Origin of the sequence: Microbacterium luteolum (genome assembly GCF_039533965.1) — a bacterium.
Classification (GTDB): Bacteria; Actinomycetota; Actinomycetes; order Actinomycetales; family Microbacteriaceae; genus Microbacterium; species Microbacterium luteolum.
This window is the reverse complement of the sequence record NZ_BAAAUN010000001.1, coordinates 2,549,644-2,575,291: the sequence shown is the minus strand read 5'-3', so window position 1 is coordinate 2,575,291 and position 25,648 is coordinate 2,549,644. Positions and strand designations below refer to the sequence as shown.

Here is a 25,648-nt window from a genome sequence, read left to right as displayed (position 1 = left end):
ACCGGCCCGCGTCACCGTCGAGGAACGGACTCTCCGACGGATGCGGCGCTGTCGTCGTCGGCCGAGTCCGCGAGCTCGAACACCCGGACGGCGTTGCCGTAGTAGATCTTGTCGATGACGTCGCGCGGCAGCGCCAGGCCCGGCACGTCGGCGTCCAGCGCGTTGACCCGCTGGCTCTCGTCGGTCGCCAGGTAGCGCCAATCCGACGTCCAGATGCCGTGCGCGGCTCGGCAGAACTTCACCGGGTCGGCGCTCGGGTGGAAGGACAGGTCGGTGCCGTACAGCACCCGATCCTGGTACCGGATGAAGAAGTCCCGCACGCGCTCACGGTCCTGCAGCGACTGGAACTGCAGCTGGCTCATCCGCGACGACATGTCGACCGTGGCGTCCGGGAAGCGGTCGAGGAACGCGCCCAGCTTGTCGACGTCGTGCTCCAGGCTGCCCAGGTGCGCGCCGACGAAGCGCAGTCCCGGCAGCGCGGTGAGGAACCGATCGCGCATGGCGATCAGGTCGTCGTGTCCGGGCAGTTCGGGGTGCAGGTACATGTGGTACTGCGGCCGACGGCTGAAGTACCGGCGATCGTTCTCGGTCGTCATCTCCTCCAGAGGCAGCCAGCAGTTGTGCGGCTCGCCCTGATGGCCGATCAGCGCCAAGCCGAGCGCGCGCGCCTGTTCGGCGACCGCCATCAGCTCCGGGTGATCCAGCATGACCAGGTGGCCCTCGGGGTCTTCGGCACCCATGCCGATGTCCTTCCAGAACTTCACCGCGCGCGCGCCCTCGGCATCCGCCGTGGCCAGATCCTCGGTGACGCGCTCGGTCCAGCCCGGCTGTCCGAAGCCGCTCATCGAGAACGACGTCGACCAGTGCACCTCGCCCGGGTAGGCGTCGGCCATCGCGATCGCGATCGCGCGCTGACCGGCGATGGGGGTGAAGTCGGGGGCGTCGACGTTGATCGTCATCAGCTCGAAGCCGTCTTCGAGCGCCAGCTGGACGAGGGCCGGGTCGTCGACGTTGAGGTGCACGTGGGCATCGAACTTGCGGACGCGGGCGAAGTCCGCCATCCCGTAGTGCGTCGAGACCGGGGTGGTGAGACCCTCGCCCTGATCGGACGGGGGAGTGCTGGGAGAGTTCACGCTCCTCATACTGGCAGGAAGCTGTCCTGTCGCGGCGGAGGCGAAGACCGAGAATATCGGGTTCGGCGGGCAGCGAACCGGGGCCGCTAGTGAGCCGCCGTCGGGTGCGGCTCGGAGCCCGACGCATGAGCGCTCCTCGCGCGCACGGCCATCGCCACACCGTGCAGGAGCAGGCTTGCGAGCACGACGACCACCATGACGTAGACCGCGATGTCGCCGTCGTCGTCGTTCATCGCGTTGTAGGCGAGCAGGCCGAACACGATCGACGAGGTGCCTCGAGGGCCGAGCACCCCGAGGCCGATGCGCTCCCGCCACGGGAGGTGGCTGCCGAGCATGGATGCCAGCACGGGCACGAGGCGCACCACGGTGAGGGCGAGCAGCGCGTAGAGGATCCACGTCCACTGGAATCCGATCTCCAGCACCAGGACTCCGACGGCTCCGAAGACGAACCACATGATCATCGAGGTGGTCGTGGCCAGGTCTTCGACCGCGCTCAGCTCCGCAGCGGGGATGTCGGTCTGCCCGTCAGCCCGAGCGTTGCGGCAGAGCTTGTACGCGATGCCGGCGAGGAAGGCCGCGACGAAGCCGTTGCCACCCAGGGGAGTCGCGATGGCGTAGACGATCAGCGGGACCAGCACCATGACGATGCGGACGCCGCTGGTGCGGGTCCAGCCTCGTCGTACAGACACCCAGACCAGGGCTCCGGACGCAGCCCCGACGACCACGCCGACCAGGAGGGCGATTCCGGCTGCCTGCAGTGCGGCGCCGACCGCGGTTCCGAGGTCCTCGGTGTGGGACTGCGAGAGGTAGAGCAGCGCGAAGGCGAACACCGGGGAGAAGATGCCGTCGTTGTAGCCGCTCTCGACGGCCACGGTGTGCCGCACTCGCCGCGGCCACCGCCCGTCTCGCAGCAGACCTGCCGCCGGAGCGAAGTCGATCGGCATCACCACGCAGGCCACGGCCAGCAGGACCGCCCACGACGAACCCCCGAGGAGCAGACCGCCCAGACCGAATGCCAGGAGGATGGTCAGCGGCAGCGCGATCCCCAACAGGCGTCCGACGAGGCCGCGCTCACCGGCGAGGAATCCGCCGCGCACTTCGGTCGCGTCGACGAAGAGCAGCACGGCGAGGATGAGCTCAGCCGTCTTCTCGGCGATGTCGGTGTTCAGGTCGGTCCCGATGTCGGGTCCGACCACGAGGCCGGTGACGATCCCGGCGCACGCCATCGCCACAGGTCCGGACACATGCCATCGCTCGAGCCTGGCCGCCAGCACCGCCCAGATGACGATCGCGACGAGGCTCGCGACGATCACCATCAGCATGGCTCTGACCATACCGGACGTGGGGACGAGCCGGACACCTGAGGACGGATCCCGGCCTCAGGCGCCCATGAGATCCGAGCCGTGCTTGTGCAGCTGCTCGTACGCGTCGGCGTAGGTCTGAGGCTCGGGCGCATCGTGATGTCCGAACCGCGCCTGCAGGAGCCCGATCAGGCCGCGGGCAGGCGGGCTCAGCGGCTTGTCCTTGTGAGCGTGTCCGGGGTGCGGCGGGGCTTCCTGCGGGTTGGCGGGGGTCCACTGCGGCACCGTCGTCGGCCAATCGTCCGGATGGCGCGGAGCGTCGAGGTTCACGATCGACAAGAGGTCGTTGGCGCCGGCGTCGCGACGGGTCAACGGCTCGAGTCCATGCAGCTCGCTGAGCGTCTTGATGACCGAACCGTGGTGCATCTCATCGTTGATGACCGTGCCGCGACGCGTGTAGGCGGACACGGCGATCGCGGGCACGCGGCATCCGAGGCGATCGAAGGAGAAGTCCATCTCACCCGCTTCGGCGTCCGCGTGGGGAGGTTCGCCCGCGGGCGGGGGGACGTGGTCGTAGGTGCCGCCGTGCTCATCGAACGTGATCAAGAGCATGGTGTTCACGGCGTTGGACCCCGTCGCCGACGCGGAGTTCTTGATCGACGTGTAGATGTCATGGATCAGGGCCTCGCCGGCGCGTACATCGGAGACAGCGCTGTCGACCACCTGCACCCCGTCGACCTCACTCTCCCGAAGGGCCCCGAACGGCGGGTGGAAGTCGTTGTGGTTGTACGCCATCCGTGGCTCGATGAAGGCGTACGCCGGGAGATCGCCGTTCGCCACATCCTTGTAGAACTGGTCCATCGTCGCGAAGTGGTCGCTCTTCCAGTACTTCTCCAGGACGGGAGCGTGCAGCACCCCGGTGAAGGAGACGAGCTGGAGCTCATCGAAGTAGATCCGCCAACTCAGCCCCGCGTCCTCGAGCCGGTTGAAGATCGTGGGCGCCTCCGGAGCGTCGATCCACTTGCCGTAGCCGCCGCCGTGTTTGTTGGTCACGAAGCCGTGCGACGTGGATGCGTGGAAGAAGGACCGGTTGCAGAACGTCTGCGACGGCACAGCGCAGAACCAATGATCGAACACGGCGAACTCGCGGGCGAGCGTCGAGAGCACCGGCAGCATCTCGGGAGAGAAGCCGCCCATGATGTGTCGAAGGTCGTCGGTTTGCGGCTCGACGCCTTTCTTCAGTCGCCGGTAGTTGATGAAGTAGTCGTGCACGAAACCCGAGTTCGTCGGAGTTTCGGTGGAACCCGGCCGATTGAAGGGATGGGTCATCTCTTCGACCCACAGGTGTTCGTTGCCCTGTGGCTCGACATGGTCGAACAGCTGTGTGTTGACGTGCGGGAACTCCTCCCCGGGGTCGGGGTTGGGGTACCCCATCACCTTGTCGGTGTCGCCGTTGTAGACATGAGCGGGGATGACGGTCCCGTCCGGAGCCGAGTTCGAGTAGTCGCCGAACGCCAGCCCGTCGAACTGGGCGCCGGTCGGGAGAGTCTCCGGCGTATACAGCCAGCCGAGCAGGTTGTCGAATGCTCGGTTCTCACCCATCACCACGACCATGTGGTCGAAGCCCGGCGCAGACCGGGGCTGGAGCCCCACGAAGTCATCGGCGCCCGCGGCGAATCCGTCGCGATAGCCGACGGCTGCGCCGGCAGCCGCGCCGCCCGCGGCTCCCAGGCCTCCGGCGATGGCTGCGATCCCGCCCGCTTTGAAGAAATCGCGGCGCGAGTGCGTTTTGGGGTCGCGGGGCTGCTCGCTGGCTCTGTCGTGATCTCGCCTCATGGTCCTGCCGTTCGCTCGTGTGCCGGTCTAGTAGTTCTCGGCGGGAACTCTCTCGTACCACCAGAAGGGGTGCGTGAGCACATGCATGAGAGGCTCCCTGCCGACCCACGACCCGAAGTGACCCTCACGCCATCGTCCGCTCGAATCGCTGAGGTACTTCATGGAGGGGTTCATGAACCGCTCCTCATAGGCGTGGTAGCGGAGGCCCCACTCGCGCACCAGTTCGTCCGCGAACGAGGCACCCCCCATCCGCGCCGGCTCATGAAGGCTCAGCCCACTGATCGGGCGCCCGACCGCGGCTTCGAAGATCGTTCGCTGCCGGTGGGCCCAGTCGAGGTTGCTCGATCCGAGCCACTCTCGCAGTCCGCCTTCGAGGTGGAGCTGCACTTCATGCCCGAGTTCCTCGATCTCACGTATCGCCAGCAGCGAAGGAAGGCTCAGGGGGTTGTATCCGTGCGCATGCACACGGATGAAGAAGCTCGACGTGCATCCGTGTCGAGAATCGATCCGCGCCACTTGGACCGCCAGCTCGATGCTGTTGTCGATGTCGTGGCGGAGGATGAGGTGTCGCTCGCGGGCAGCGTCGAGATAGTTCTCGAAGCTCGAGACCGCATATCCCGCGGCGACGTACGCATCCAGCGTCTCCGCATACGACCGCAGAGAGAAGTCGTGTGCGCCGCTCACGTTCCGACCCGGGCAGGGGTGGCCGAGATGACGTCGACGACGCGATCCGCGACGGCCTGCAGCGAGTGATTCTGCGACGCCCACAGGGCGAGGTCTCGACGCTCGTCCGCGGACGGCAGCGACTCGACCGACTCGACCAGTTGAGCGGCGATGGCCTCTGCGTCATAGGCGCTTGCAGCGCCGGCGCGAACCCCTGCGGCACGTGCCTCATCGATGAGGTCGATGGTCGGGCCGGACCCCGCGAAGATGACCGGACAGCCCGTCATGAAGGAGGAGAAGGCCTTGGACGCGTACGAGTACTCGTAGACCGTGTCCGGTTTGATGGTGGCGAGACTCGCAACCGCCGCATTCAGGTGAGGCAGAAGGGCGGCCGGCGTCACGGGCTCGAGAAATTCGATCTGCGAACTCACACCGAGCTCGCGTGCCCTCTCGTCCACGGTGTCACGCGAGGCGCCGTTGCCGATGAACCTCAGCACGTAGCCGGGGTACTGCTTCGAGAAGCGTGCGAAGCCGTCGACCAGGATGTCGGCCCCGTGATACGGCGAGTAGCTGCCCGCATACACGAAGAGCTTCTCGGTCGGCATCTCGAGGTAGGTGAACTGAGTGGCGTCGGCCCCGAAGCCGGTCACCGTGACGGGCGCATGGGAACCGAGCGCGCGGATTCTGCCGACGACCCCCTGCGAGACCGTCACGATGTGCGCGGCGCCGCGAAGTGCGAGCTTCTCGACCGCGCGCAGCACGCGGATCACGACCCCAGGCACCGGCTCGAGCTGAACGGCATCGGACCAGATGTCCGCCGCGTCGTAGACATAGGGGATGCGGCGCAATGCGCATACCGCTCGTACGACAGCCCCGGACGTCGGCGGCGGCTCGACGAGGACGGCATCCGGACGAGGACCGAAGAGCAGCCGGAAGAACAGGGGAACGTCGTAGCTCACGTAGCCCGCGTACCCGCGCACGTATCCCGTCGAGTCGCGCAGGACGGGCCAGCTTCGCACCCGCTCACCCCGCGTCTGCGATGGCGTTCCCAGAGGCGGGGTCGCCGTGTACACGTCGACGAGTATGCCCCTGCACAGCGCGGAATCCACCACCGCACCGAGGAAGATGGAGGCTGCCGCAGGCTCCGGGCGATAGATCCGTGTGACGACGGCAAGCCTCATCGGTTGCGCGTGGCGAAGAACTCTCGGGTCCCCACGCCGGTCCACAGCAGGGAGATGATGAGGATCGGCATCAGGACGTTGTAGATCGCGTGCCAGACCTCGGCGCCGGAGGTGACGAGCCCGACGACCGCGCTGATGATCGCGAGCACCTGCAGGATCGTGACGATCATGCGCGCCGTGCGGCTGCCGCGCAGGATGCCGAAGGCGAAGATCAGGTTGAGGACGGCGATGGCGAGGAGGAATCCGGCGAGCACCGCGATTCCGCTGCTGTCGAGGACCGTCCCCTCGATGGTGGCCGATGACATGTTCCCCGCGCCGATCAGCCCGAGGATGCCGCCGAGGATGCCGACAGCGCCCGAGATGAACAGGAGGACGGCCACGAGGGTGACTCCGAGAGGGCGGGGGACGGCGGTGCTCACGATGTTCTCCTATGGGTAGGCGGTCGGCTCTCCGACCACCCGACCACACGTGCCGAAGAGGGGGCACGGGCACGGCCCGAGTCCGACGAGAATGTTCGGAGAACGGATCAACGTCTGCGCTCAGCGGATAGCGATATATCGGTGAGTGAAAGTGCGTCCTGGCCCTGGCTAGACTCCTCAGCATGACGACAAACTCGCCGAGCAGCCCCCGTCGCGGCCTCGCGATCAGCTCCGTTGTCACGGGTGCTCTCGCCACCGTGATGATCATCGCCTTCTGGCTCATCGCGGGCGGTTCCGACGGGCAGGGACTGTCGACCGGGTCGGTTCTCGCTGTCCTCTTCTTCTATGCGGCGCCTGTCGTCGGTGCGATCGCCGTGCTTCTCGGAATCGTCGCGGCGATCCTCTCGCGGTCGAAGCTCCTGGCGATCGTCGGGATCGTCTTGGGCGCCGTGCCGATCGTCGCGGTCCTCGTGTCGCAGTTCTCCGCGAGCTGAGAAGGAGCAGCGTGGAGCCTGCTCGTGGCACGTTCCTCGTCAGCGGCTCACCGACGGGTCACGCAGACGGGCCCGAAGGGGAGGCATCCCCACCCGGTCCGCCGCTCCTGTCGGCGCGCACGCGCGATGAAGCCGAGGAGCTCATCGAGTCCATCTTCATCCCGCACAAGCTGGAGACGAAGGATGTCGACTCCCTCGACCTGCGCATGCGCTTCGTGGACTCTCCGCGGCTCACCATCGGCCGGGTCGCCTATGGCAGCGAGGTGCGCAAGCTGTGCCCGCCGATGGAGACGTTCGTCCACCTGAACCTCACCCTCGCCGGGAAGACCATCGCACACCAGGGAAAGCATGTCGGCATCACTGCGCCGAAAGCCACGGCGGTGGTCTTCAACCAGGATGAGGAGTTCTCGGTGCGGTGGGCGCCGCGGACTCTGCAGTACGCGATGCGCTTCCCCATCGCGCGGTTGGAGGAGCACCTCGCCCTCATGACCGGCCGGCCCTCGTCGGCGCTGAGGTTCGACCTGGCCTTCGACACGAACACACCCGCGGGCCATGCGCTCGTCGCGGCTGTCGAGCATACCTACCGTCAGCGCGCCACCCTCGGTACCAGCGCTCCCCGGATGCTCGTCGATCAGCTCGATTCGTACCTTTACACCCACCTCCTCCTCACCGCCGAGCACTCGCACTCCGCGGCGCTGCGTTCCGACCCGCTGAGCGCGGGACGGCGTCATGTCCGCCGTGCATGCGAGCTCCTCGAAGCCGATCCGGCGACGTCGTGGAGCACGACCGACATCGCGAAGCGGCTGAACATCAGCGAGCGAGCACTCCAGGCCGGCTTCCGGGCCCAGCTCGGGCTGAGTCCCATGGCGTTCCTGCGCGGCATCCGGCTGCAGCGGGTGCGCGCGCAGCTGCTGGCGTCGGACGGCAGCGTCAGCGTCAGCGAGATCGCTCGCCGATGGGGATTCCACCACCTGGGCCGCTTCTCGGCCTACTACCGGGACGCATTCGGCGAAGTGCCTTCGAGGACCGTGCAGCGTCCCGTCCCGGGCGACGAAGAGACCGGCGGAGGCCGCGAAGCATGAGCACAGAAGACACGCCCTCGGCACCGTCGACCGGCCGGACCACCCTGGCGCATCATCTGACGCGGATGACGGGGCGTGATCCGAACGAGCCGCACCGTGCCGCGACACCCCTCGAGCTGCTCTTCGATCTCGCCTTCGTCGTGACGTTCGTCGCCGTCGGCAACGAATTCGCGCACTATCTCGCAGACGGTCATATCGCCACCGCCATCGGGGGCTTCGTCTTCGTGATGCTCGCGGCGGGGTGGGCGTGGATCAACTTCTCCTGGTTCGCGTCCGCGTACGACACGGACGACTGGTTCTACCGGATCTGCACACTGGTGCAGATGATCGGCGTCGTCGTTCTGGTTCTCGGCATCCCGGCTCTGTTCCACTCCCTCGATGAGGGGCACTATCTCGACAACTCCGTGCTCGTCGCCGGCTACGTCGTGATGCGGGTCGCCCTCATCGCGCAGTGGCTGCGGGCGGCACGACAGAATCCGGCGCGTCGGCGTACGTGTCTGACCTACGCCGGATTCGTCACGGCGGCGCAGATCGGGTGGGTGGCGCTGGCGATCGCTCACACCACGCTCGGGGTCACCATCGTCTGCGCGACCCTCCTCTTCCTGGTCGAGTTCACGGGGCCCTGGGTCGCCGAACGACGCACGAAACAGGGCGGGACCCCCTGGCATGCGCACCATATCGCCGAGCGTGTGGGCCTGCTCACGATCATCGCTCTCGGCGAGGGCGTCTTCGGCACGGTCACCGCCGTCTCGACGGCGATCGAGAGCAGCGGCTGGTCCCTGGATGCCGTCCTGCTCGTGGTGGCCGGCGTCGGTCTCACGTTCGGGCTCTGGTGGACCTACTTCCTCCTCCCCGCGGGAGCGATCCTCCACGAGCACCGCGAGAAGGCGTTCGTCTGGGGGTACGGGCATCTGCTCGTCTTCGCGTCCATCGCAGCGACCGGCGCGGGGCTGCACGTGATCGCCTACTCCATCGAGGGGAAATCCGAGCTGGGCCCGGTGGCCACGGTGGTGGCCGTGGCTCTTCCGGTGCTGCTGCTGTGCCTGGCGATCTACGCGCTGTATTCGTATCTGGTGGCGGAGTTCGACTCGTTCCACCTTCTCCTCATCACGATCACGGTCATCGTGCTGGTCCTCGCCGTCCTCGCCGCTGCCTGGGGCGCCCCGCTCAGCGTGAGCCTCGTCCTCATCGTCCTGGCACCGTTCGTGACGGTGGTCGGCTACGAGACGGTCGGGCATCGGCACGAGGCTGCCGTGCTCACGCGACGTCTGGGCTGAGGCTCAGCGCCGGACCGGGTCCGCGTCGCCGTCGAGGAAGCGAGCCAGGTCGCGCCGCGTCGGCGCTGCCTCCCAATCGCCGGGAGTGAGGCAGGCCATCGCGCCGCAGGCGTTCGCGCGATGCAGCGCCGCGGCGATGTCGAGACCCTCGAGCAGGGCGCTCAGGTAGCCGGCGACGAACGCGTCCCCGGCGCCGACCGTGTCGATCGCGTCGATCAGGAAGCCGGATGCCGCGACCACCGTATCGCCGACGAACACCGTCGCGCCGGACGGGCCCTGTTTCAGGACGGTCGTCGCGCAGCCGGCATCCCGCAGCAGCGCAGCGGCCTCGGCGGCCGACGTGTCGGGGTAGAGGATCGTGAACTCGTTCTCGCCGCCGAACACGATGTCCGCACGCTCGGCGACCTCGCGCAGCACCGGCCCGGCGACGGCCGCAGGAGTCAGCGCCGAGCGGTAGTTGATGTCGAAGCTCACCGTCACCCCGGCCTCGCGAGCGCGTTCAACGGCGGCGAGCACCGCGGAACGGGCCGTCGACGAGAGCAGCGGCGTGATCCCGGTGACGTGCAGCAGCGACGCCTCCTCGATCCAGCCGTCGGGAAGGTCCGAGACCGAGACGCGGGACCCCGCCGACCCCGCCCGGTAGTAGTGCACGGCGGTGGATGCGGCGGAAGGCCGCTCCTTCACCATGAGGCCGGTCGGAGCATCCGCATCCACCACGGCGCGCACCTGCACGCTCTCGGCGCGGATCTCGCGCGCGACGCGCTCGCCGAGTGAATCGTCGCCGACGCGTCCGAGCCACGATACGGCGACACCGAGGCGGGCCAGTCCGATCGCGACGTTCGTCTCCGCCCCGCCGATGCCGAGCGCCATCCCGTGGGCGTGGCGCAGCGATCCGATCTCGGTCGTGCGCACGAGCGCCATGGTCTCGCCGAGCGTGACGACGGCGGGAGCACTCACCGCGCGCACACCTCGACGAACGCCTGGGCCCGGTCACGCAGCGCCACCAGGTCGCCGCCCGCGAAGGCGTCGCCGAGCAGCGGCCCACCGACGCTCACCGCGAGCGCGCCGGCGGCCAGCCATGCCGACGCGCCGTCGAGGTCGACGCCACCCGAGGGCACCGCGACCAGATCCGGGAACGGCCCGCGCAGGTCCTTCAGGTATCCGGGTCCGACCTGTCCGGCGGGGAAGATCTTCACGGCGGATGCTCCCGCCGACCACGAGGCGTACAGCTCGGTCGGGGTCAGGCCGCCGGGAACGATCGGCACACCGGCATCCGTCGCCTGCGCCACGAACGCGGGCGAGGTGATCGGCGTCACGAGGTAGCTCGCGCCGGCGTCGGCCGCTCTGGCGAGATCGATCGCGCTCGTCACCGTGCCGATGCCGAGGTCGGCGACGGCGCCGTACTGCGCGAGCAGATGCGGCAACCGGTCGAACGTGCCCGGAGTGGTGAGCGTCAACTCGACGCTGCGGATGCCGGCATCGATCAGCACGGCGAGAACGGCGTCGTAGTCCTCGGCGCGCTGAGCCCGGGCGACGACGACGAGCCGCGAGTCGACCGTGTGCTGCGGCAGGGCGACCCGGCCGACCTCACCAGTCATGGACCGTGCCGTCGAGCAGACGGTTCACCGGCAGATACGCCTTGGTGTAATCGTGTCCGGCGGCGGCATCCTCGTCGAGGTCGACGCCCAGCCCCGGCTTGTCGCCCGGATGCAGGAAGCCCCTGTCGAACGTGAACGAGGTCTGGAACACCTCGAGGGTCTGCTCGTTGTGCGGCATGTACTCCTGGATGCCGAAGTTGTGGATCGCGAGGTCGAGGTGCAGGGCCGCGGCCATGCCGACCGGCGAGATGTCGGTCGGCCCGTGGATGCCGGACTTGATGCCGTAGATCGCGGCGAAGTCGAGCAGCTTCTTCATGGCCGTGATGCCACCGGTGTGGGTGACGGCCGAGCGCACGTAGTCGATCAGGCGCTCGGTGATGAGCGTCTGGTAGTCGTACACCGAGTTGAACACCTCGCCGATCGCGAGCGGCGTCGTGGAGTGCTGGCGCACCAGTCGCAGCGCGGTCTGGTCCTCGCCGGGCGTGCAGTCCTCGAGCCAGAAGAGGTCGTAGGGCTCGATGTCCTTCGCGAAGCGGGCGGCCTCGATCGGCGACATGCGGTGATGGCCGTCGTGCAGGATCCGCAGGTCGGTGCCGAAGTCCTCGCGGATCTGCGAGAAGATCCCCGGCATGTGGTGCAGGTAGTTGCGGGTGTCCCAGGTCTCTTCACTCGGACGATCGCCGGATCGCTTGGCGGGCTCGTAGTCGTAGCGCACGCCGGGGCCCGTCGACGAGACGCCATAGATCTGGCCGAGACCGGGCACTCCGGTCTGCACGCGCACCGCGGTGTAGCCGAGTTCCTCGTAGCCGGTGATCGCGTTCTTCAGCGCGGCGTAGTCGGTGCCGGAGGCGTGGGCGTACACGCGCACGCCCTCGCGGCTCGCGCCGCCGAGCAGCTGGTACAGCGGCATCCCGGCCTTCTTGGCCTTGATGTCCCACAGCGCCATGTCGACGGCGGCGATCGCTGCCATCGTGACGGGACCGCGGCGCCAGTACGGTCCGCGGTAGAGGTACTGCCAGGTGTCTTCGATGCGGTCCTCGTCGCGACCGATCAGCATCGAGGCGACGTGGTCGGAGAGGTAGGAGGCGACAGCGAGCTCGCGGCCGTTCAGGGTGGCATCCCCCAGGCCCACGATGCCGTCGGCGGTCGTGATCTTCAGCGTCACGAAGTTGCGGCCGGGGCTGGTGATGTTGACGTCGACGAGCTCGATGGTCATGTCGGTTCCTCAAGAGAAGGGGGTGCGGCTGTTCGGGCAGCCGCACCCCGGGTCGGTGGTCAGATCGCGTCGCGCGGATCGGTGAGATCGCGACCGGCGACCTCCGGCATCCAGATCGACGCGATGAGAGCGCTCAGCGTGAAGATGAAGAGCATGATGATGATCGGGATGAACGAGCCGGTGACGGCCGAGACCCAGGCGGCGGCGATGACCGGGCCTGCACCGGTGGCGATGATGGCGGCGATCTCGCGAGCCATGGCCGTGAAGGTGTAGCGGTTGCGGGAGCCGAAGAGCTCGGGCAGCGTGAGGTTCTCGAGCGACGCGAAGCTCATCACCGCGAGGTTGTGCAGCACGACGTAGCCGATGAAGACCTGCACCGTGACGCCGCTGCTGATCATGAGCATCGTCGGGATGATGATGATGAGCGCGATGACCGCCCAGATCATGTACATGCGCTTGCGGCCGAACTTGTCACCGAGCCAGCCGGAGAGCGGAACGGTGATGAAGGCGACGAGCGACGAGACGATGACGGCGTTGACGCCGATCGAGCGGTCGAGCAGCAGCACGACGGTGATGTAGCTGATCAGGTAGGTCTGGATCATGCCGGAGTTGCCCGCCTGGCCGAAGCGCAGCAGCAGCGCGATCGAGAACGCCTTCCAGGGCTTGCGCTCCATCGCTTCGAGCGTGCGCACGTCGCCGGTCTCGGTGGCGAGCTGGATGGTCTCCGCCTTGGAGAGGGCCTTGCCGTCGACGACGTCGTCGCGTTCCTCGAAGACCGGGGTCTCCTTGAGGTTGAAGCGCACCCAGATCGCGAAGAGCATGATGATCGCGCTGCCGATGAAGGGGATGCGCCATGCCCAGGCGATGACTTCCTGCTCGCTGTACGCGACGAGGAGGATCGCCCAGATGCCGGAGGCGAGCAGGGTCCCGCAGTTGGTGCCGAGCGCGACGAGCGAGGCGATGATGCCGCGGCGCTTCGCCGGTGCGTACTCGGCGAGCATGACGCCGGCACCGGAGATCTCCGCACCGGCGCCGAAGCCCTGCGCGATGCGGAGCAGGACGAGCAGGATCGGCGCGAGGACGCCCACCTGGTTGTACGTCGGCAGGAAGCCGATGAGAGTGGTCGCGAGCCCCATCAGGAGGATCGTGTAGAACAGCACCTTCGTGCGGCCGGTCTTGTCACCGAGGCGGGCGAAGAAGAACGCACCGACCGGGCGGGCGACGTAGCCGACGCCGTAGGTCGCCATGGCGGCGACGACGGCGATGGCCGGGTCCTCCGCCGAGAAGAACAGATCGGCGAAGACGAGTGCGGCGGCCAGCGAGTAGAGCTGGTAGTCCATGAACTCGAGGGCGGTGCCGAGCCATCCGGAGATGGCGGCGCGCACGAGGTCGCGGACCGACCTCTTCGCGGCGGGATCGTCGACGGCCTGAGCCGTCGTCTGCGGTTCGGACATGGGAGGTACTCCTTCGGACCAGGAACAGGGTGGGGGGTATCGCTAGAGGGAGAGCAGGACCTTCGCCGAGGCGGACGAGTCGCGAGCGAGCTCGAACGCCTGGACGGCGTCGGATGCCGGGATGACGTGTGAGACGACGGAGTCGAGCGCATCCGATTCGGCCAGCATGCGGACCGCGTCGTCGATCTCGGTGGAGAAGCGGAAGGCGCCGCGGATCGTCAGCTCCTTCGCGAGCATCGGCGCGAGGTTCACTCCGATGTCGGCGTTCGGGAGCATGCCGACCTGGACGATCGTCCCGGCGCGACGCGCGGCCCGCACGGCCTGCGTCAGCGCCACGCCCACGCCGGAGCACTCGAACACGACGTCGTACGACTCGTCGTCGATCGTGTCGCGGCCGACGAGGGAGACCTCGGTCGCGCCGAGCGCCTGAGCGCGCTCGAGCGGTTCGGTGCGCACGTCGCTCGCGCCGACGACCCCGGCTCCCGCGTGCACGGCGGCCGCGACGACCAGGAGGCCGATGGGCCCGGCGCCGATCACGAGCACGCGCTTCCCCGCGACGCCATCCGCCAGGCTCACGGCGTGGATCGCGACGGCCAGCGGCTCCGCGAGGGCTGCCCGCTCGAGGGGCAGATTCTCCGGGAGCACACGGACCATCTGCTCCTCGACGATCAGGAACTCGGATGCTCCGCCCTGACGGTGCGGGTTCGCCGCCGCGCTGCCGAAGTAGTCGCCGCCGGGGCGCAGGTGCGGGCGGTCCTCGAGTCCGGGGATGCTGGGGCCGTAGCGAGCGGGGTGCACGGTCACCGGGGTACCGGACGCCAGGCGGCCGGAGGGGTCGAGGTCGACCACGCCCGACAGCTCGTGCCCGGGGGTCAGCGGCTCGCGGATCGTGTACTCGCCGTTCGCGCCGTGGAAGTAGTAGTGCAGGTCGGATCCGCAGATGCCGACGTAGTTCACCCGGAGGCGCACCTCGCCGTCACCGGGCGCCGGGACCTCGCGGTCCTCCCAGCGGATGTCTTCCTTGCCGTGGATGGCGAGAGCCTTCATGGCTGCATCTCCTTCGCGATGGTGGGTGATGATGCGCTGGTCCGGGATGCCGAGACGGCATCGGCGATGGCCGAGCCGACGCCCTGACGCTGGATCGTATCGATCAGCTCGCCGACGCGGGCGATGAAGGCGTCCTGCTCGGCGAGCCCGTCGCCGAAGAGCTGGAGTTCGGCGATCACGCGCTCGGCGAGTTCGCGACCGGTGCGGGCGGTGGCCGCGAGTGCACCGAGGCGCTCGCGCGCGGCATCCGTCATCGCCGCCGCATGCGCGCCGGGATCGAAACCGGGAAGCGGAGCGATGCAGGAGAGGTAGCCGGCGACCGTGAGGGCGATCAGATGCGGCATCTCGCCGCGATCGAGGGCCTGCAGGGCCGGCTCGGGGATGCGCTGGCGCAGCTTGACCGAGCCGTCGGTCCCGACCTGGGTGGTGCGGTGGCCGAGTGCGCTGTTGCCCCAGCGCTCGAAGAGCTCGGTCTCGTAGGCGCGGATGTCGACCCCGGACGGTACCTCGATCGACGGCTCGTACTCGCTGCGGAGAATGGAGAGCGCGGCGCGGGCGATGTCGTCGAGACCGATCGCCTCGGGGATCGTCGCGACCCCGTGGAGGGCTCCGAGGTAGGCGATGAGCGAGTGCGTGCCGTTGAGCAGCCGCACCTTCATCTGCTCGTACCGACCGACCTCGGTCGTGAACACGGCTCCGCCGGCTTCCCAGGCGGGGCGTCCGCCGGCGAAGCGGTCTTCGATGGCCCACATCGTGAACGGCTCTGCCGGCACCGGGATCTCGTCGCGCGCACCGAGGAGGGTGCTGACGCGGGCCCGCAGCTCGGGCGTCGTCGACGGCACGATGCGGTCGACCATGCTGGAGGGGAAGGTGACCGCCTGGTCGAGGTAGGTGAGCGCGTCCGCGCCTTCGCCCTGCGGGAGCGCCTGCAGGAACTCGCGGACGAGCTTCTCGGTGTGGGCGCCGTTCGCGGAGAGGTTGTCGCAGCTGAGCACGGAGATCGGGGCGCCGCCGGCCGATGCGCGCGCCTGCAGGCCGCGAGCGAGCTGTCCGATCGTGGAACGCGGGGCTCCGCCGCCGAGGTCGGCGCGCACGGTGGCGTCATCGAGGTCGAGGTGCTGGGTCGCGGCGGAGTAGCTGTAGCCGTTCTCGGTCACCGTGAGGGTGACGATGCGGATGCCGGAGTCGGCGATCTGCGACACGACGCGCTCGGGCTGCTCGGCGCCGACGAAGGCGTCGGTGTGCACGCCGGGGATGGTCAGCGAGGTGCTGTCGGGCGAGATGGTGGCGACCGAGTACAAGAGGTTCTGCGCGTGCATCGCGTCGACGACCATGCGAGAACGCGAGGCGACGCCGACGATGCCCCAGTCGCCGCCCGCGGCCGGCAGAGCGGCGGCGGTGTAGACGGCCTGGTGCGCCCGGTGGAAGCTGCCGAGACCGAGGTGCAGGATCCCTGCGCGCTCGGGCCGGGGGTGATCGGCGATGATCGTCATGTAAAACAGTGTGAATGGTTTGTACAAACTTGTCAACCCGTTTCACCTGGGGATGCATGATCATAGGATGACGGGACGAGGGAAAGGCGATCGTGGCAGCGACGTTGACGGATGTGGCCAAGCACGCGGGAGTGTCGATCGCGACGGCATCTCGCGCCTTCGGTGAACCCGATCGACTGGCGCACGGCACGTTGGAGCGGGTGCTTCGCGCGGCGACCGATCTCGGGTACGCGACACCGCAGTCGGCCACGGCCACCCGCACTCTCGGCGTGGTGGTACCCGATGTCGCCAACCCCGTCTACGCCACACTTCTCAAGGCGATCCAGGGGCAGGCCTGGCATGGGCGGCACCGTATCGTGCTCTTCGACGCGGATGAGGATCTGCGCCGGGAGCGTGAGCAGATCGAGCAGGCCCGCAAGCTCGACGGCATGCTGCTGTGCTCGCCCCGCCTTCCGGATGCCGATGTTCTCTCACTGGTCGGGACGACTCCCTACGTGGTCATCAACCGGCAGATCGACGGCGCCTCCTGCGTGCTCATGGACACGGAGCACGGCCCGACGCAGGCGATCGAGCACCTCGTGGCGCTCGGCCACACGCACATCGCCTACGCCGCGGGTCCGCGCGGATCCTGGGCCGACGTACGCCGAGCAGACACCATCGCGAGGGCGTGCGAGCGGCACGGCATCCGGCTCACCCCGCTGAGTCATCACGCCGCGTCCATCCAGGGTGGGCGTGCCGCCGCAGCACCCGCCGCGGCGAGCGGCGCCACGGCCGTCGTCGCGTACAACGACCTCGTCGCGCTCGGCCTCGAGGCGGGGATGATCGAGCTCGGTCGCCGGTGCCCCGCCGACATCAGCATCGTCGGCATCGACGACATCGACCTCGCCGGCGCGGTGACGCCTGGCCTCACCACCGTGCGGATGCCGATCGCTCGCAGCGGCGAGCTGGCGGTCGATCTCCTCCTTCAGGCGATGTCGGGTTCCGCGATCAGCGACGTCGTCACGCTCGGCTCGCAGCTCATCGTGCGCGCGTCGACGGCGGCCCCGCGCGCCTAGCGGAGCCTTTCTCCGCGCTCCGCCCAGTCCCAGCGCCATCTGCAGGCGACAAAGACGGATGCAGGTCGAATCGGCCCGATCCGACCTGCAACTGTGATCTGAGCCTGCACAGTGGCCGCGACCCCGCTCGCTACCCCCGGTGCCGCCCCGTGTCAACGGACCTCCCTCGGCGCGGCATCCGTTCGATGCTGGAGTTCCCAACCAGAGGAGAGCACGATGTCGAACCCCGAAGGACTCATCAACAGCATGGACCCGGTCGACGGTGCCTTCGTCTTCCCGACCGACGTCGAGCAGCCGGAGACGCAGGGCGACGAACCCCTCGAGGCCGAGCTCGGCGAAGACGGTCAGGGCGATCTCGCCGCCGAGGACGAGGGCGGTCCGCACAGCGGCGACGCTCCCACCGACCTGCGGACGTCCGAATGAGCGGCTCGAACGCCGCGTCGCCCGCAGAGTCCGACGCGCAGGCGCGCATCACGGAACATCTCCAGGCGCGCGAGGGCGAAGGTTCCGGTGAACTCCTCTACGTCGGTGAGACCCCGGCCGGAGGCGGCGGGGCCGACTCGGGTGCCGCGGATGCCGTGGGCGTCGACGACGCCACGGAGGAAGCGGCTACGAAGGAGGCCCGCTCCTACGACTCCGAGCACAACGACGAGCCCGGCGTGGGCAACCGCCCGGGTGAGTCGGGCGACTGAACTGCTGCGAGGCCGGGGAGGAGCCCGTCACACCCTCCGTGGCGCGTCTCCCCGACCTCGCATGTCTGTGGGCGTCGACTACGCGGTCGACGGATGCAGGACGACCTTGATGCAGCCGTCCTCCTTCTTCCTGAAGGTGCTGTAGAGCGCGGGAGCATCTTCAAGCGGCGCATGATGCGTCGTGAGGTCCATCACCCCGAGCGGATCGGAGACGTCTTCGACGAGCGGCAGCAGGTCGTCGACCCAGCGCTTCACGTTGCACTGGCCCATGCGCAGGGTGATCTGCTTGTCGAAGAGGGTCTTCATGGGCATGATGTCGGCATCACCGGCGTAGACGCCACTGAGCGACACGGTGCCCCCTCGCCGCACGGCGTCGATCGAGGCGTACACAGCCGCGAGTCGGTCGATCCCGGCCTTGTCGAGCACCTGGCGCGCCGCCGCGTCAGGGAGCAGCCCGACTGCTCTCTGCATGAAGGCCACCCCGCCGTTGCCATGCGCCTCGAGGCCCACGGCATCCACCACCGAATCCGCGCCGCGCCCCTCCGTGAGGTCTCGCAGCTCCTCCACGATCGTGTCGGTCAGGTCGAAGGTCTCGATGCCGTGCCGCTCCGCCATCTCGCGTCGCTCGAGGACCGGATCGACCGCGAGCACGCGATACCCGCGGAGGCGCCCGATGCGGGAGACGAACTGACCGACCGGCCCCAGCCCCATCACGGTGAGCGTCCCGCCCTCAGGGACCTGGGCGTACTCGACGCCCTGCCACGCGGTCGGAAGGATGTCGCTGAGGAAGAGGTACCGCTCGTCCGGCAGATCCGGCCCCACCGGAATGTGGTTGTAGTCGGCAAGGGGGACCCGCAGGTACTCCGCCTGCCCGCCGGGAACCTGACCGTAGAGCTTCGTGTATCCGAACAGGGCCGCGCCGCTGCCGTATTCGCGCACCTGCGTCGTCTCGCACTGCGACTGCAGGCCCCGGCGGCACAGGAAGCACTCGCCGCAGGAGATGTTGAAGGGGATGACCACCCGGTCGCCGACGCGGAGCTTCGTCACCGCCGAGCCGACCTCGACGACGACGCCCATCGGCTCATGGCCGAGGATGTCGCCACGGTCGATGAACGGTCCGAGCAGCTCGTACAGGTGCAGGTCCGAGCCGCAGATCGCCGAGGACGTCACCCGGATGATCGCGTCCTCCGGCTCACGGATCACGGGGTCGGGGACCTCCTCGACCGTCACCGTGCGCTTCTTCTGCCAGGTCAACGCCTTCATCGTTTCCTCCATCTCGTCCCGCCCTGCCACATTCCCCGCTGGCGACGGAATCGAACAGCGGGTTGACAAGACGGCCGGCGCCCGACGAGCGAGACCGTCCGCCCGCTTGTCAAGCACCTCGCCGCACGTGCTCGCAGGGCCGCACGATGAGGGCGGAACGGAGACAGGATGGCGACCAACACTCGCGCGATGGACTGCACACCCGACGACGTGTTCCGCGTGCTCGGAAACGGCTGGCTCTACCCGGCATGGGTGGTCGGCGCCTCTCGCATGCGGGATGTCGACGAGGCATGGCCGAGCCCCGGGGCCGAGCTCCATCACTCGTTCGGGGTCTGGCCCGCCCTGCTCGACGACACCACGCAGATGAAGGAGTGGGATCCGCCCCACCGCGCGGTGCTCCGCGCCCGCGGCTGGCCGGTCGGGGAGGCGGAGGTCACGATCCGCGTACGGACGCTCAGCTCCGGCTGCCTGGTGCGCATCGACGAGGACCCGGTGAAGGGCCCGGCCACGGTCGTCCCGCGTTTTCTCACGACGCCGATGCTGCGCTGGCGCAACGCCGAGACGCTGCAGCGACTCGCGTACCTGGCCGAGGGGAAGGCCGGCTGACCCCGGTTACTCGCCGGCGCTCTTCTTGAACTGCCGCTCCCAGTCGCGCAGCTCGGAGCGTCCGATCAGCGAATCCAGAGACACCTGGAACAGCAGACCTTTGCGGGCGTTCACCTGCTTGATGTTGTCGACGATCTGCGTCGTGACGGCCGAGAGCGCCTCGCGCACCTCACCGACGCGCTCGTCCGGCGCATCCCAGAGATCGGGACGCGTGAGCAGATCGAGAAGGTAGTCGCGGTCTAGCGCGGCCACCAGTCGGGCGAGCTTGTCGGAGTACTCCGCCTCGGCCAGCACGCTCTGGTCCTCGCCGGCCTTCGCGTCGAGGCGCACGAACAGCTGCTCGACGTGCGAGGCGAGGGAGTCGATCCCGACGGCCGTCTCGGCCGCGACCGGGTTGCCGGGAAGGGCGGCGTAGTCCGCGCGCAGTTCCCGCAGACGGTTCACCCGCAGACGGATGCCGGCCGGCACCGGGTCCGCGCTCGCCGCGGGCTTCCTGCGGCGCCGGGCGATCAGGCCGATCGCGGTGCCGATGCCCGCGACGATCACCACGCCGCCGATCACGACCGGCAGGAGGAAGTCCGCGCCCCCGCCGACCGAACCCCCGGGAGATGACGGGGTCTCCGCGGCGATCTGCTGCACCGTCTCGACGAGTGCCGTCTGGGTGTCGCCGCCCGCCGCGCTCTCGCTCTCGTTGGCGATGCGCAAGGCCTCGGTGCTGTCGATCACCGACGAGATCGCCTGTACGTCGTCGCCGATGGCGAGAACGAGGGTCGGCTGATCAGAACCCTTCGCGATATCTGTGCGAACCTGGCCGGCATACTCGTCGCTGTCGTCGGCCTGCGCGGGCAGGACGACGATCGCGATCGAGCCGTCGCCCGGCACGACCTCCAGCAGCTGCGCTTTCAGTGATTCGGCTCCGGGAACGCTCGGATCGACGTAGACATTCTCGGCGTCGAGCCCCGCGACGGCGTCGTCCACCCAGGGGTTGCCGGACGCGGAAGCGATGTACATCTCCACCTCAGAAGTTGTTGATCACGGAGGCGAAGACGAGGTCGATGCGCTCGGCGTCGGAGGCGTCGAACATCTGGCCGCCGGTGGCGTCCGCGATGCGCTGCAGCGCCGTGGGGTCGGCCCCCTCGCCGTACGCGATCGTGAAGATGCGCACGGGGGCGTCGTCGCCGCCCTCCTTCGAGCTCTTGCCGATCTTCGCGATGAGCGAGTCGAGAGAGGTCGTGGAGTCGGTGTCGTCTCCGTCGGAGAGCACGACGATCGCGTTGATGCGACCGGGCTCCGCGCGCTCGCTCATCGCCTCGTATGCCGTGAGGACCGCGTCGTACAGCGGCGTGCCGTTGCGCTGCGCGTAACGCAGGTCGTCGAGCGACGAGTCGAGCTTCTCGCCGTCGGACCCGAGCGCCGTGACGTCGCGCAGCACCTGGATGCCGTCGCCCTCGTCGGAGGAGATGCCGGTCGTGAAGGCCCAGACGCCGACCTCGTCGGAGGAGCGGAAGTGACCGAGCGTCGTCTGCGCGCCCTCGATCGCGCCGTCGAGCCGGGAGCGGCCATCGCCGATCGGGTCATCCATGGAACCGGAGATGTCGATGAGCTCGAGCACCGACGAGGGCTTGCGCACCTGCGTCCACTGGTCGATCGCGGTGGAGATGACATCGACCTCGGGCTTCGGCAGCGTGACGGCGGGCTGCGCCGGGTCCACGCCGAACTTCGCGCTGAACAGGTCGCCGAGCGGCACAGACTCGTCGAGCGGGCGGAACCCGTACTCGGGCAAGAGCTTCTGCGCGGGCGTGGACTGCAGGAACTCCGCGAATGCCTCGCCGGCCGTGCGCTGCTCGGCCGTGACCCAGTCGGCCCCGAGGACCGTGACCGGGTTGTCCGACCACATCGACCCACCGGAGGGATACACCGCGACGAGCTTGGTCTTGGGCGGGGTCAGCGTCTCGCCCGGCTGCACCGTGTGCGAGTCGGGGTTGCCCTGGTTGTAGTTCAGCAGCGACGTCTCCTCGAGCGCCACCGCCGAGACGTAGGCCGAGCCGTTCGCACCGTTCTGCGTCTCGTCGTACAGGGTCGAGAGCACGTTGCCCGTCGTGTCGCCGTAGTGGATCACGCACTCCTCGAACACGCGCGAGAAGTCGGCCGCGGCATCCACGTCTGCGGAGGTGAGGCCTTCGGCCTTGCCCGAGGCCTCGTACGACTGCATGAGGATGGTGGAGAGGCCGGTCGTCGAGGTGTTCGGGTTCGTCTTCGAGATCTTGAAGGCTCCCCAGATGTCCTTGCCGACGCTGCCCCAGCCGTTCGGGTCCTGGCAGAGGCCCTCGAGGTCGGTGATGCTGATCGGCTTCTCGGGGTAGCCGAGCGCCTTCGCCATCGGCTCCGGCATCCCGAACACGACGGGCGTGCGCGTGAACGAGGCGGGCTCCCCGACGAGACTCTGCGACGCGGCGGCCGCCACGCGGTCGGTCCAGACGGTGGAGGCGGGGGACCAGAGGGTGGGCCACAGGGCGCGGTCGTCGCTCGGCCAGTCGTCTCCGGCGGTGAGGTAGCGGGCCGCGTTCCCCGACGAGACGTTCGTCGGCCGCACGGTGGCGCAGGTGTCGAGTCCTTCGTGTTCGGGGGAGTCCTTGAAGGCGGCGGCCAGCTCGTCGAGCATGTTCACCTTCTCCGACGAGGTCGCGATGGTGATGTGCGTGCACCCGTCGTCGGGGAAGCCCTGGCTCCCGTCCGTCGTCGTGCCCTCTTCGCCGCCGCCGGTGCACGCCGCCAGCACGAGTGCCGCGATCGCCGTGGCGGCGAGGGCGGCGGTCGTCCGCCGGGCGATGGACCGTGGGGCGATGCGAGGCGCGCTCATGCGCCTAGGCTACCCAGGTATCGCGCTCCCGATCACGAACTTCCGCGTATCCGACGGATCGTTCACGGCGCAGCGCGCACGAACTCCTCGGCGGCCCGCACCTGCTCGTCGGACGGACGGATGCCGGTGTAGAGCACGAACTGCTCCAGCGCCTGCAGCGTCGCCACCTCGGCACCGGTGATCACGGTCTTGCCGGCCGCGCGGCCCGCGGCCACGAAGGGCGTCTCGGCGGGGAGCGCCACGACGTCGAACACGACGGATGCCGCGGCAATCGCGTCCGCGCTGAACGCGAGCGCGTGCTCCTCGGCTCCTCCCGCCATGCCGATCGGCGTGACGTTCACCAGGACATCGGCGGTGGCGTCGTCGGCATCCGGCAACCACGCGAATCCGTAGAGTCCGGCCAGCGCGCGTCCGTTCGCCTCGTTGCGCGCGACGATCGTCACGTCGGTGAACCCCGCGTCGCGGAATGCGGCAGCGGTGGCCTTCGCCATGCCGCCCGAACCGCGCAGCAGCACGGAGGAGCCGGCATCGAGTCGGTTGCGTTCGATGAGCTGCGCGATGGCGGAGTAGTCGGTGTTGTAGGCGGTGAGCACGCCGTCGTCGTTCACGATCGTGTTGACCGAGTCGATCGCGGTCGCCGAGGGATCCATCCGGTCGACCAGCGCGATGACGTCCTCTTTATAGGGCATCGAGATCGCGCAGCCGCGGATGCCGAGCCCGCGCACCCCGGCGATCGCCTGGCCGAGGTCGGTCGGGGCGAAGGCCTTGTAGATCCAGTTGAGCTCGAGCGCCTCGTAGAGGAAGTTGTGGAAGCGAGTGCCGTTGTTGCTCGGCCGCGCCGACAGCGAGATGCACAGCGTCATGTCCTTGTTCAGCATCGTCACCGCATCAGCGTAGTCGTTCGGGTCCGTGGCGCGGATCGCGTGACCTCCCCTATGGTGAAGGTGCGTGCACAAGGGGATCGATCGTCTCCGTCTCTCCCCAGAGGACGGGCTGCCTTCCCCAGAGGCAAGACGATCCGTGCGCGTGATTGGGCCCCCTCGAGTAGTTCAGTCCCCAATGGACTATTCGAGGGGGCCGCTATCCCATCGTCCTGCCGATTTTCGGTTTTGTCCCCCAAAAGGGGGACAAGGACCTGGAAAAAGGGCTAGGCTGTTTCTGACGCACCCTCCGGTCGTCTTCGGCCCTCATCGCTCCCCCCGCGGTGAGGGCCACACCATTTTCCGGGCACCTTCGCCGTGCCCGATGTCGCCGGTCCCCGATCCCGCGGTGTGACGACCGGATGCCGCTCATGCAACATTTGGGTTACCTTCTTGCCCGCGCTCTTCCCCTCGGGGCCGCCTCCACTACCGTTAGCGATGTCGGGGCATACCTGCGTCGGCTTCTTCATCAGTAGAACGAACAGGCAGTACATGAGCACTCAGGGCACGGTCAAGTGGTTCAACTCGGAGAAGGGCTTCGGCTTCATCTCCCCCGACGACGGCGGCGCTGACGTTTTCGCGCACTACTCCGCCATCGAATCATCCGGCTACCGGTCTCTCGATGAGAACCAGCGAGTCGAGTTCGACGTCGCGCAGGGCCCCAAGGGCCTGCAGGCAGAGAACATCCGTCCGCTCTAAGAGCGGGCGTTTCACAGAACTCCCCGTCCGGATTCGCCTCGTGCGACATCCGGCGGGGAGTTCTGTGCTTTTCGGGCCGGTTCGCGGCCGCGCTCAGGCGAGGAGCAGCGCCCGCAGCTCGTCGACGGATGCCGCGCGGAACGCCGCCTCGTCGCCTTCGTGATGGTCGCTGAAGCCCCATTCGACGAAGATCACGGGCACGCCGTTGGCGTTGCCGCCTTCGACGTCGTGGTGGCGGTCGCCGACGAGCACGGGGCGCGAGGTGTCGGCGCCGAGGTCGCGCAGACGGCGCAGCGCTTCTGCGACGATGTCGGTCTTGGAAGCCAGGGTGGACTCGTCGGGCGTCGCCCCCACGGTGGTGAGGAACGACGGGCGCAGACCGAAGTGGTCGATCAGGGCGTCGACCTGGTTCTCCGGCTTCGAGCTCGCCGTCGCCTGCGGAATCCCCGCGGCGTGCAGGTCGTGGATGAGCTCGACGACGCCGGGATAGGTGGCGGCATCGGTCGTGTACCCGTCGGCCTTGCCGAGCGTGCGGTAGAAGGCGACGGCATCCGCGGACTCCGCAGGCGTCATGCCCGCCTGGTCCTGGAACGACTGGAACATCGGCGGACCGATCCAGTGCGTCAGCTCCTCGCGCGTCGGCGCCGGCCGGCCGAAGTGGGTGAGGGCGACGTTCAGACGTCGCAGGATGCCGACGGAGGCATCGACGATGGTGCCGTCGACGTCCCACAGCACGCACGAATAGGGAGAAGAAGAGGGCATGCGTCCAGCCTACGGGCCGTGGGCGGACGTCATCTCCTCCTGCACAGGTGTGCAGCGGATGGTGTTCTCCACGGTTTGCGCACCGCCCTCGAGAGGGCCTCTATAGTCCGAAGAAACTGCGAAGAGACATGGACAGGAGCCGGAAGTGCTGATGGAGCTGATCGTGATCGTCGTCTGCCTCGGATTGACGCTCGTCGCGTTCTTCTGCTCGCTGGGCTGGATGTTCGCACGTTCGGATGTGCGCGTTGCCGAAGCGCGATCCGTTAGCCAGGACAAGCAGATCGCCCGTCTTCACGCAAGAATCGACACGCTCGAACGTCGGCTCACTCGGCGTTGACTGCCGACGGTTGAGTTCATCGCGCCGGGAAGTCGGCCAGATCGCGCTCCCACTCGCCCGCCGCCCCGGTGAGAGCGCGGCGCGAGACGCGGAGCGCCATCGCGCAGCCGCGGTCCCAGCGGTCCTGAGGGGCGATGCTCGGCGGAGCGGCTTCGCCCCTCAGAGTGAGGGTTATGACGATCTCGTCTCCACCGCTGGGGAACTGGTAGCCGACCCACGAAGCTCGAGGAAGTCGCCGTCGAGTGATGTGATCCGCATCG

The 25,648-nt window shown here is 68.3% G+C and carries 26 protein-coding genes; 9 read left to right on the top strand and 17 right to left on the bottom strand.

What is annotated here, in order from left to right:
- Nucleotides 1–11 precede the first annotated feature (11 nt).
- The 6 genes from ABD648_RS12420 to ABD648_RS12395 form a co-directional block, all read right to left on the bottom strand.
- Nucleotides 12–1,133, bottom strand: a complete 1,122-nt coding sequence (locus tag ABD648_RS12420) for an amidohydrolase family protein (RefSeq protein WP_282215272.1) — start codon at nucleotides 1,131–1,133, stop codon at nucleotides 12–14.
- Between the two features lie 86 nt (nucleotides 1,134–1,219).
- Nucleotides 1,220–2,455: a cation:proton antiporter domain-containing protein gene (locus ABD648_RS12415; RefSeq protein ID WP_282215271.1), complete on the bottom strand. Its 1,236-nt coding sequence runs from the start codon at nucleotides 2,453–2,455 to the stop codon at nucleotides 1,220–1,222.
- A gap of 57 nt (nucleotides 2,456–2,512) precedes the next feature.
- The gene (locus ABD648_RS12410) at nucleotides 2,513–4,270 is read right to left on the bottom strand and encodes an alkaline phosphatase family protein (RefSeq protein ID WP_282215270.1); all 1,758 of its coding nucleotides are present in this window, start codon (nucleotides 4,268–4,270) and stop codon (nucleotides 2,513–2,515) included.
- Between the two features lie 27 nt (nucleotides 4,271–4,297).
- The gene (locus ABD648_RS12405) at nucleotides 4,298–4,954 is read right to left on the bottom strand and encodes a GCN5 family acetyltransferase (RefSeq protein ID WP_282215269.1); all 657 of its coding nucleotides are present in this window, start codon (nucleotides 4,952–4,954) and stop codon (nucleotides 4,298–4,300) included.
- Nucleotides 4,951–6,114 carry a glycosyltransferase gene (locus ABD648_RS12400; RefSeq protein ID WP_344709189.1) on the bottom strand — a complete coding sequence of 388 codons (1,164 nt, stop codon included), beginning with the start codon at nucleotides 6,112–6,114 and terminating at the stop codon, nucleotides 4,951–4,953. The genes ABD648_RS12405 and ABD648_RS12400 overlap by 4 nt, the downstream gene beginning before the upstream one ends.
- Nucleotides 6,111–6,533, bottom strand: coding sequence for a hypothetical protein (locus tag ABD648_RS12395; protein ID WP_282215267.1), 423 nt, complete (start codon nucleotides 6,531–6,533; stop codon nucleotides 6,111–6,113). Before ABD648_RS12395 ends, ABD648_RS12400 begins: the two co-directional genes overlap by 4 nt.
- A 182-nt stretch (nucleotides 6,534–6,715) precedes the next feature.
- Between ABD648_RS12395 and ABD648_RS12390 the strand changes: the two genes are divergently transcribed.
- From ABD648_RS12390 to ABD648_RS12380, 3 genes are read left to right on the top strand one after another with little or no spacing between them, the layout of a single operon-like run.
- Nucleotides 6,716–7,027 carry a hypothetical protein gene (locus tag ABD648_RS12390; protein ID WP_282215266.1) on the top strand — a complete coding sequence of 104 codons (312 nt, stop codon included), beginning with the start codon at nucleotides 6,716–6,718 and terminating at the stop codon, nucleotides 7,025–7,027.
- An 11-nt stretch (nucleotides 7,028–7,038) separates the two neighbouring features.
- A complete protein-coding gene (locus ABD648_RS12385) occupies nucleotides 7,039–8,109 on the top strand; it encodes an AraC family transcriptional regulator (protein WP_282215265.1) in 1,071 nt (356 codons plus the stop codon).
- Nucleotides 8,106–9,386: a low temperature requirement protein A gene (locus ABD648_RS12380; RefSeq protein WP_282215264.1), complete on the top strand. Its 1,281-nt coding sequence runs from the start codon at nucleotides 8,106–8,108 to the stop codon at nucleotides 9,384–9,386. The genes ABD648_RS12385 and ABD648_RS12380 overlap by 4 nt, the downstream gene beginning before the upstream one ends.
- A 3-nt stretch (nucleotides 9,387–9,389) precedes the next feature.
- Here ABD648_RS12380 and ABD648_RS12375 read toward each other — a convergent pair whose 3' ends face one another.
- The 6 genes from ABD648_RS12375 to ABD648_RS12350 are packed head-to-tail and all read right to left on the bottom strand — an operon-like array spanning nucleotide 9,390 to nucleotide 16,194.
- Nucleotides 9,390–10,343: a sugar kinase gene (locus tag ABD648_RS12375; RefSeq protein WP_282215263.1), complete on the bottom strand. Its 954-nt coding sequence runs from the start codon at nucleotides 10,341–10,343 to the stop codon at nucleotides 9,390–9,392.
- A complete protein-coding gene (locus ABD648_RS12370) occupies nucleotides 10,340–10,984 on the bottom strand; it encodes a bifunctional 4-hydroxy-2-oxoglutarate aldolase/2-dehydro-3-deoxy-phosphogluconate aldolase (RefSeq protein ID WP_282215262.1) in 645 nt (214 codons plus the stop codon). Before ABD648_RS12370 ends, ABD648_RS12375 begins: the two co-directional genes overlap by 4 nt.
- Nucleotides 10,974–12,200, bottom strand: a complete 1,227-nt coding sequence (gene manD / locus ABD648_RS12365; RefSeq protein ID WP_282215261.1) for a D-mannonate dehydratase ManD — start codon at nucleotides 12,198–12,200, stop codon at nucleotides 10,974–10,976. Before manD ends, ABD648_RS12370 begins: the two co-directional genes overlap by 11 nt.
- Nucleotides 12,201–12,259: 59 nt before the next feature.
- Entirely contained in the window at nucleotides 12,260–13,654 is a 1,395-nt protein-coding gene (locus tag ABD648_RS12360; protein WP_282215260.1) for an MFS transporter, read from the bottom strand.
- Nucleotides 13,655–13,696: 42 nt separating this feature from the next.
- Nucleotides 13,697–14,701: an L-idonate 5-dehydrogenase gene (locus ABD648_RS12355; RefSeq protein WP_282215259.1), complete on the bottom strand. Its 1,005-nt coding sequence runs from the start codon at nucleotides 14,699–14,701 to the stop codon at nucleotides 13,697–13,699.
- Nucleotides 14,698–16,194, bottom strand: coding sequence for a mannitol dehydrogenase family protein (locus ABD648_RS12350; RefSeq protein WP_282215258.1), 1,497 nt, complete (start codon nucleotides 16,192–16,194; stop codon nucleotides 14,698–14,700). The genes ABD648_RS12355 and ABD648_RS12350 overlap by 4 nt, the downstream gene beginning before the upstream one ends.
- Nucleotides 16,195–16,286: 92 nt before the next feature.
- Here ABD648_RS12350 and ABD648_RS12345 point away from each other — a divergent pair, with 92 nt between their 5' ends.
- From ABD648_RS12345 to ABD648_RS12335, 3 genes are all read left to right on the top strand, one after another.
- The gene (locus ABD648_RS12345; protein ID WP_282215257.1) at nucleotides 16,287–17,249 is read left to right on the top strand and encodes a LacI family DNA-binding transcriptional regulator; all 963 of its coding nucleotides are present in this window, start codon (nucleotides 16,287–16,289) and stop codon (nucleotides 17,247–17,249) included.
- Nucleotides 17,250–17,465: 216 nt separating this feature from the next.
- Nucleotides 17,466–17,672 (top strand): hypothetical protein, encoded by a 207-nt coding sequence (locus ABD648_RS12340; RefSeq protein WP_282215256.1) that lies wholly within the window; start codon nucleotides 17,466–17,468, stop codon nucleotides 17,670–17,672.
- Nucleotides 17,669–17,941 (top strand): hypothetical protein, encoded by a 273-nt coding sequence (locus tag ABD648_RS12335; RefSeq protein WP_282215255.1) that lies wholly within the window; start codon nucleotides 17,669–17,671, stop codon nucleotides 17,939–17,941. The genes ABD648_RS12340 and ABD648_RS12335 overlap by 4 nt, the downstream gene beginning before the upstream one ends.
- A 78-nt stretch (nucleotides 17,942–18,019) precedes the next feature.
- Here the strand turns inward: ABD648_RS12335 and ABD648_RS12330 are convergent, their stop codons facing one another.
- Nucleotides 18,020–19,204 carry a zinc-dependent alcohol dehydrogenase gene (locus tag ABD648_RS12330; RefSeq protein ID WP_282215254.1) on the bottom strand — a complete coding sequence of 395 codons (1,185 nt, stop codon included), beginning with the start codon at nucleotides 19,202–19,204 and terminating at the stop codon, nucleotides 18,020–18,022.
- Between the two features lie 168 nt (nucleotides 19,205–19,372).
- Here ABD648_RS12330 and ABD648_RS12325 point away from each other — a divergent pair, with 168 nt between their 5' ends.
- Entirely contained in the window at nucleotides 19,373–19,810 is a 438-nt protein-coding gene (locus tag ABD648_RS12325) for an SRPBCC family protein (RefSeq protein WP_282215253.1), read from the top strand.
- 6 nt (nucleotides 19,811–19,816) lie between these two features.
- On the opposite strand, the gene ABD648_RS12320 is transcribed toward ABD648_RS12325, so the two are convergent.
- The 3 genes from ABD648_RS12320 to ABD648_RS12310 all read right to left on the bottom strand — a co-directional run bounded on the left by ABD648_RS12320 (nucleotide 19,817) and on the right by ABD648_RS12310 (nucleotide 23,554).
- A complete protein-coding gene (locus tag ABD648_RS12320) occupies nucleotides 19,817–20,821 on the bottom strand; it encodes a hypothetical protein (RefSeq protein ID WP_282215252.1) in 1,005 nt (334 codons plus the stop codon).
- A 7-nt stretch (nucleotides 20,822–20,828) separates the two neighbouring features.
- Complete coding sequence (locus tag ABD648_RS12315) at nucleotides 20,829–22,670, bottom strand: substrate-binding and vWA domain-containing protein (protein ID WP_282215251.1); 1,842 nt, start codon at nucleotides 22,668–22,670, stop codon at nucleotides 20,829–20,831.
- 62 nt (nucleotides 22,671–22,732) lie between these two features.
- Nucleotides 22,733–23,554 carry a shikimate 5-dehydrogenase gene (locus tag ABD648_RS12310; protein ID WP_282215250.1) on the bottom strand — a complete coding sequence of 274 codons (822 nt, stop codon included), beginning with the start codon at nucleotides 23,552–23,554 and terminating at the stop codon, nucleotides 22,733–22,735.
- 528 nt (nucleotides 23,555–24,082) lie between these two features.
- Here ABD648_RS12310 and ABD648_RS12305 point away from each other — a divergent pair.
- On the top strand, nucleotides 24,083–24,289 hold the full coding sequence (locus ABD648_RS12305) for a cold-shock protein (RefSeq protein WP_046014597.1): 207 nt from the start codon (nucleotides 24,083–24,085) through the stop codon (nucleotides 24,287–24,289).
- A gap of 93 nt (nucleotides 24,290–24,382) precedes the next feature.
- On the opposite strand, the gene ABD648_RS12300 is transcribed toward ABD648_RS12305, so the two are convergent.
- Nucleotides 24,383–25,051 carry an HAD hydrolase-like protein gene (locus ABD648_RS12300; RefSeq protein ID WP_282215249.1) on the bottom strand — a complete coding sequence of 223 codons (669 nt, stop codon included), beginning with the start codon at nucleotides 25,049–25,051 and terminating at the stop codon, nucleotides 24,383–24,385.
- 145 nt (nucleotides 25,052–25,196) lie between these two features.
- Between ABD648_RS12300 and ABD648_RS12295 the strand changes: the two genes are divergently transcribed.
- Nucleotides 25,197–25,388, top strand: a complete 192-nt coding sequence (locus ABD648_RS12295) for a hypothetical protein (protein ID WP_282215248.1) — start codon at nucleotides 25,197–25,199, stop codon at nucleotides 25,386–25,388.
- Nucleotides 25,389–25,648: the final 260 nt, after the last annotated feature.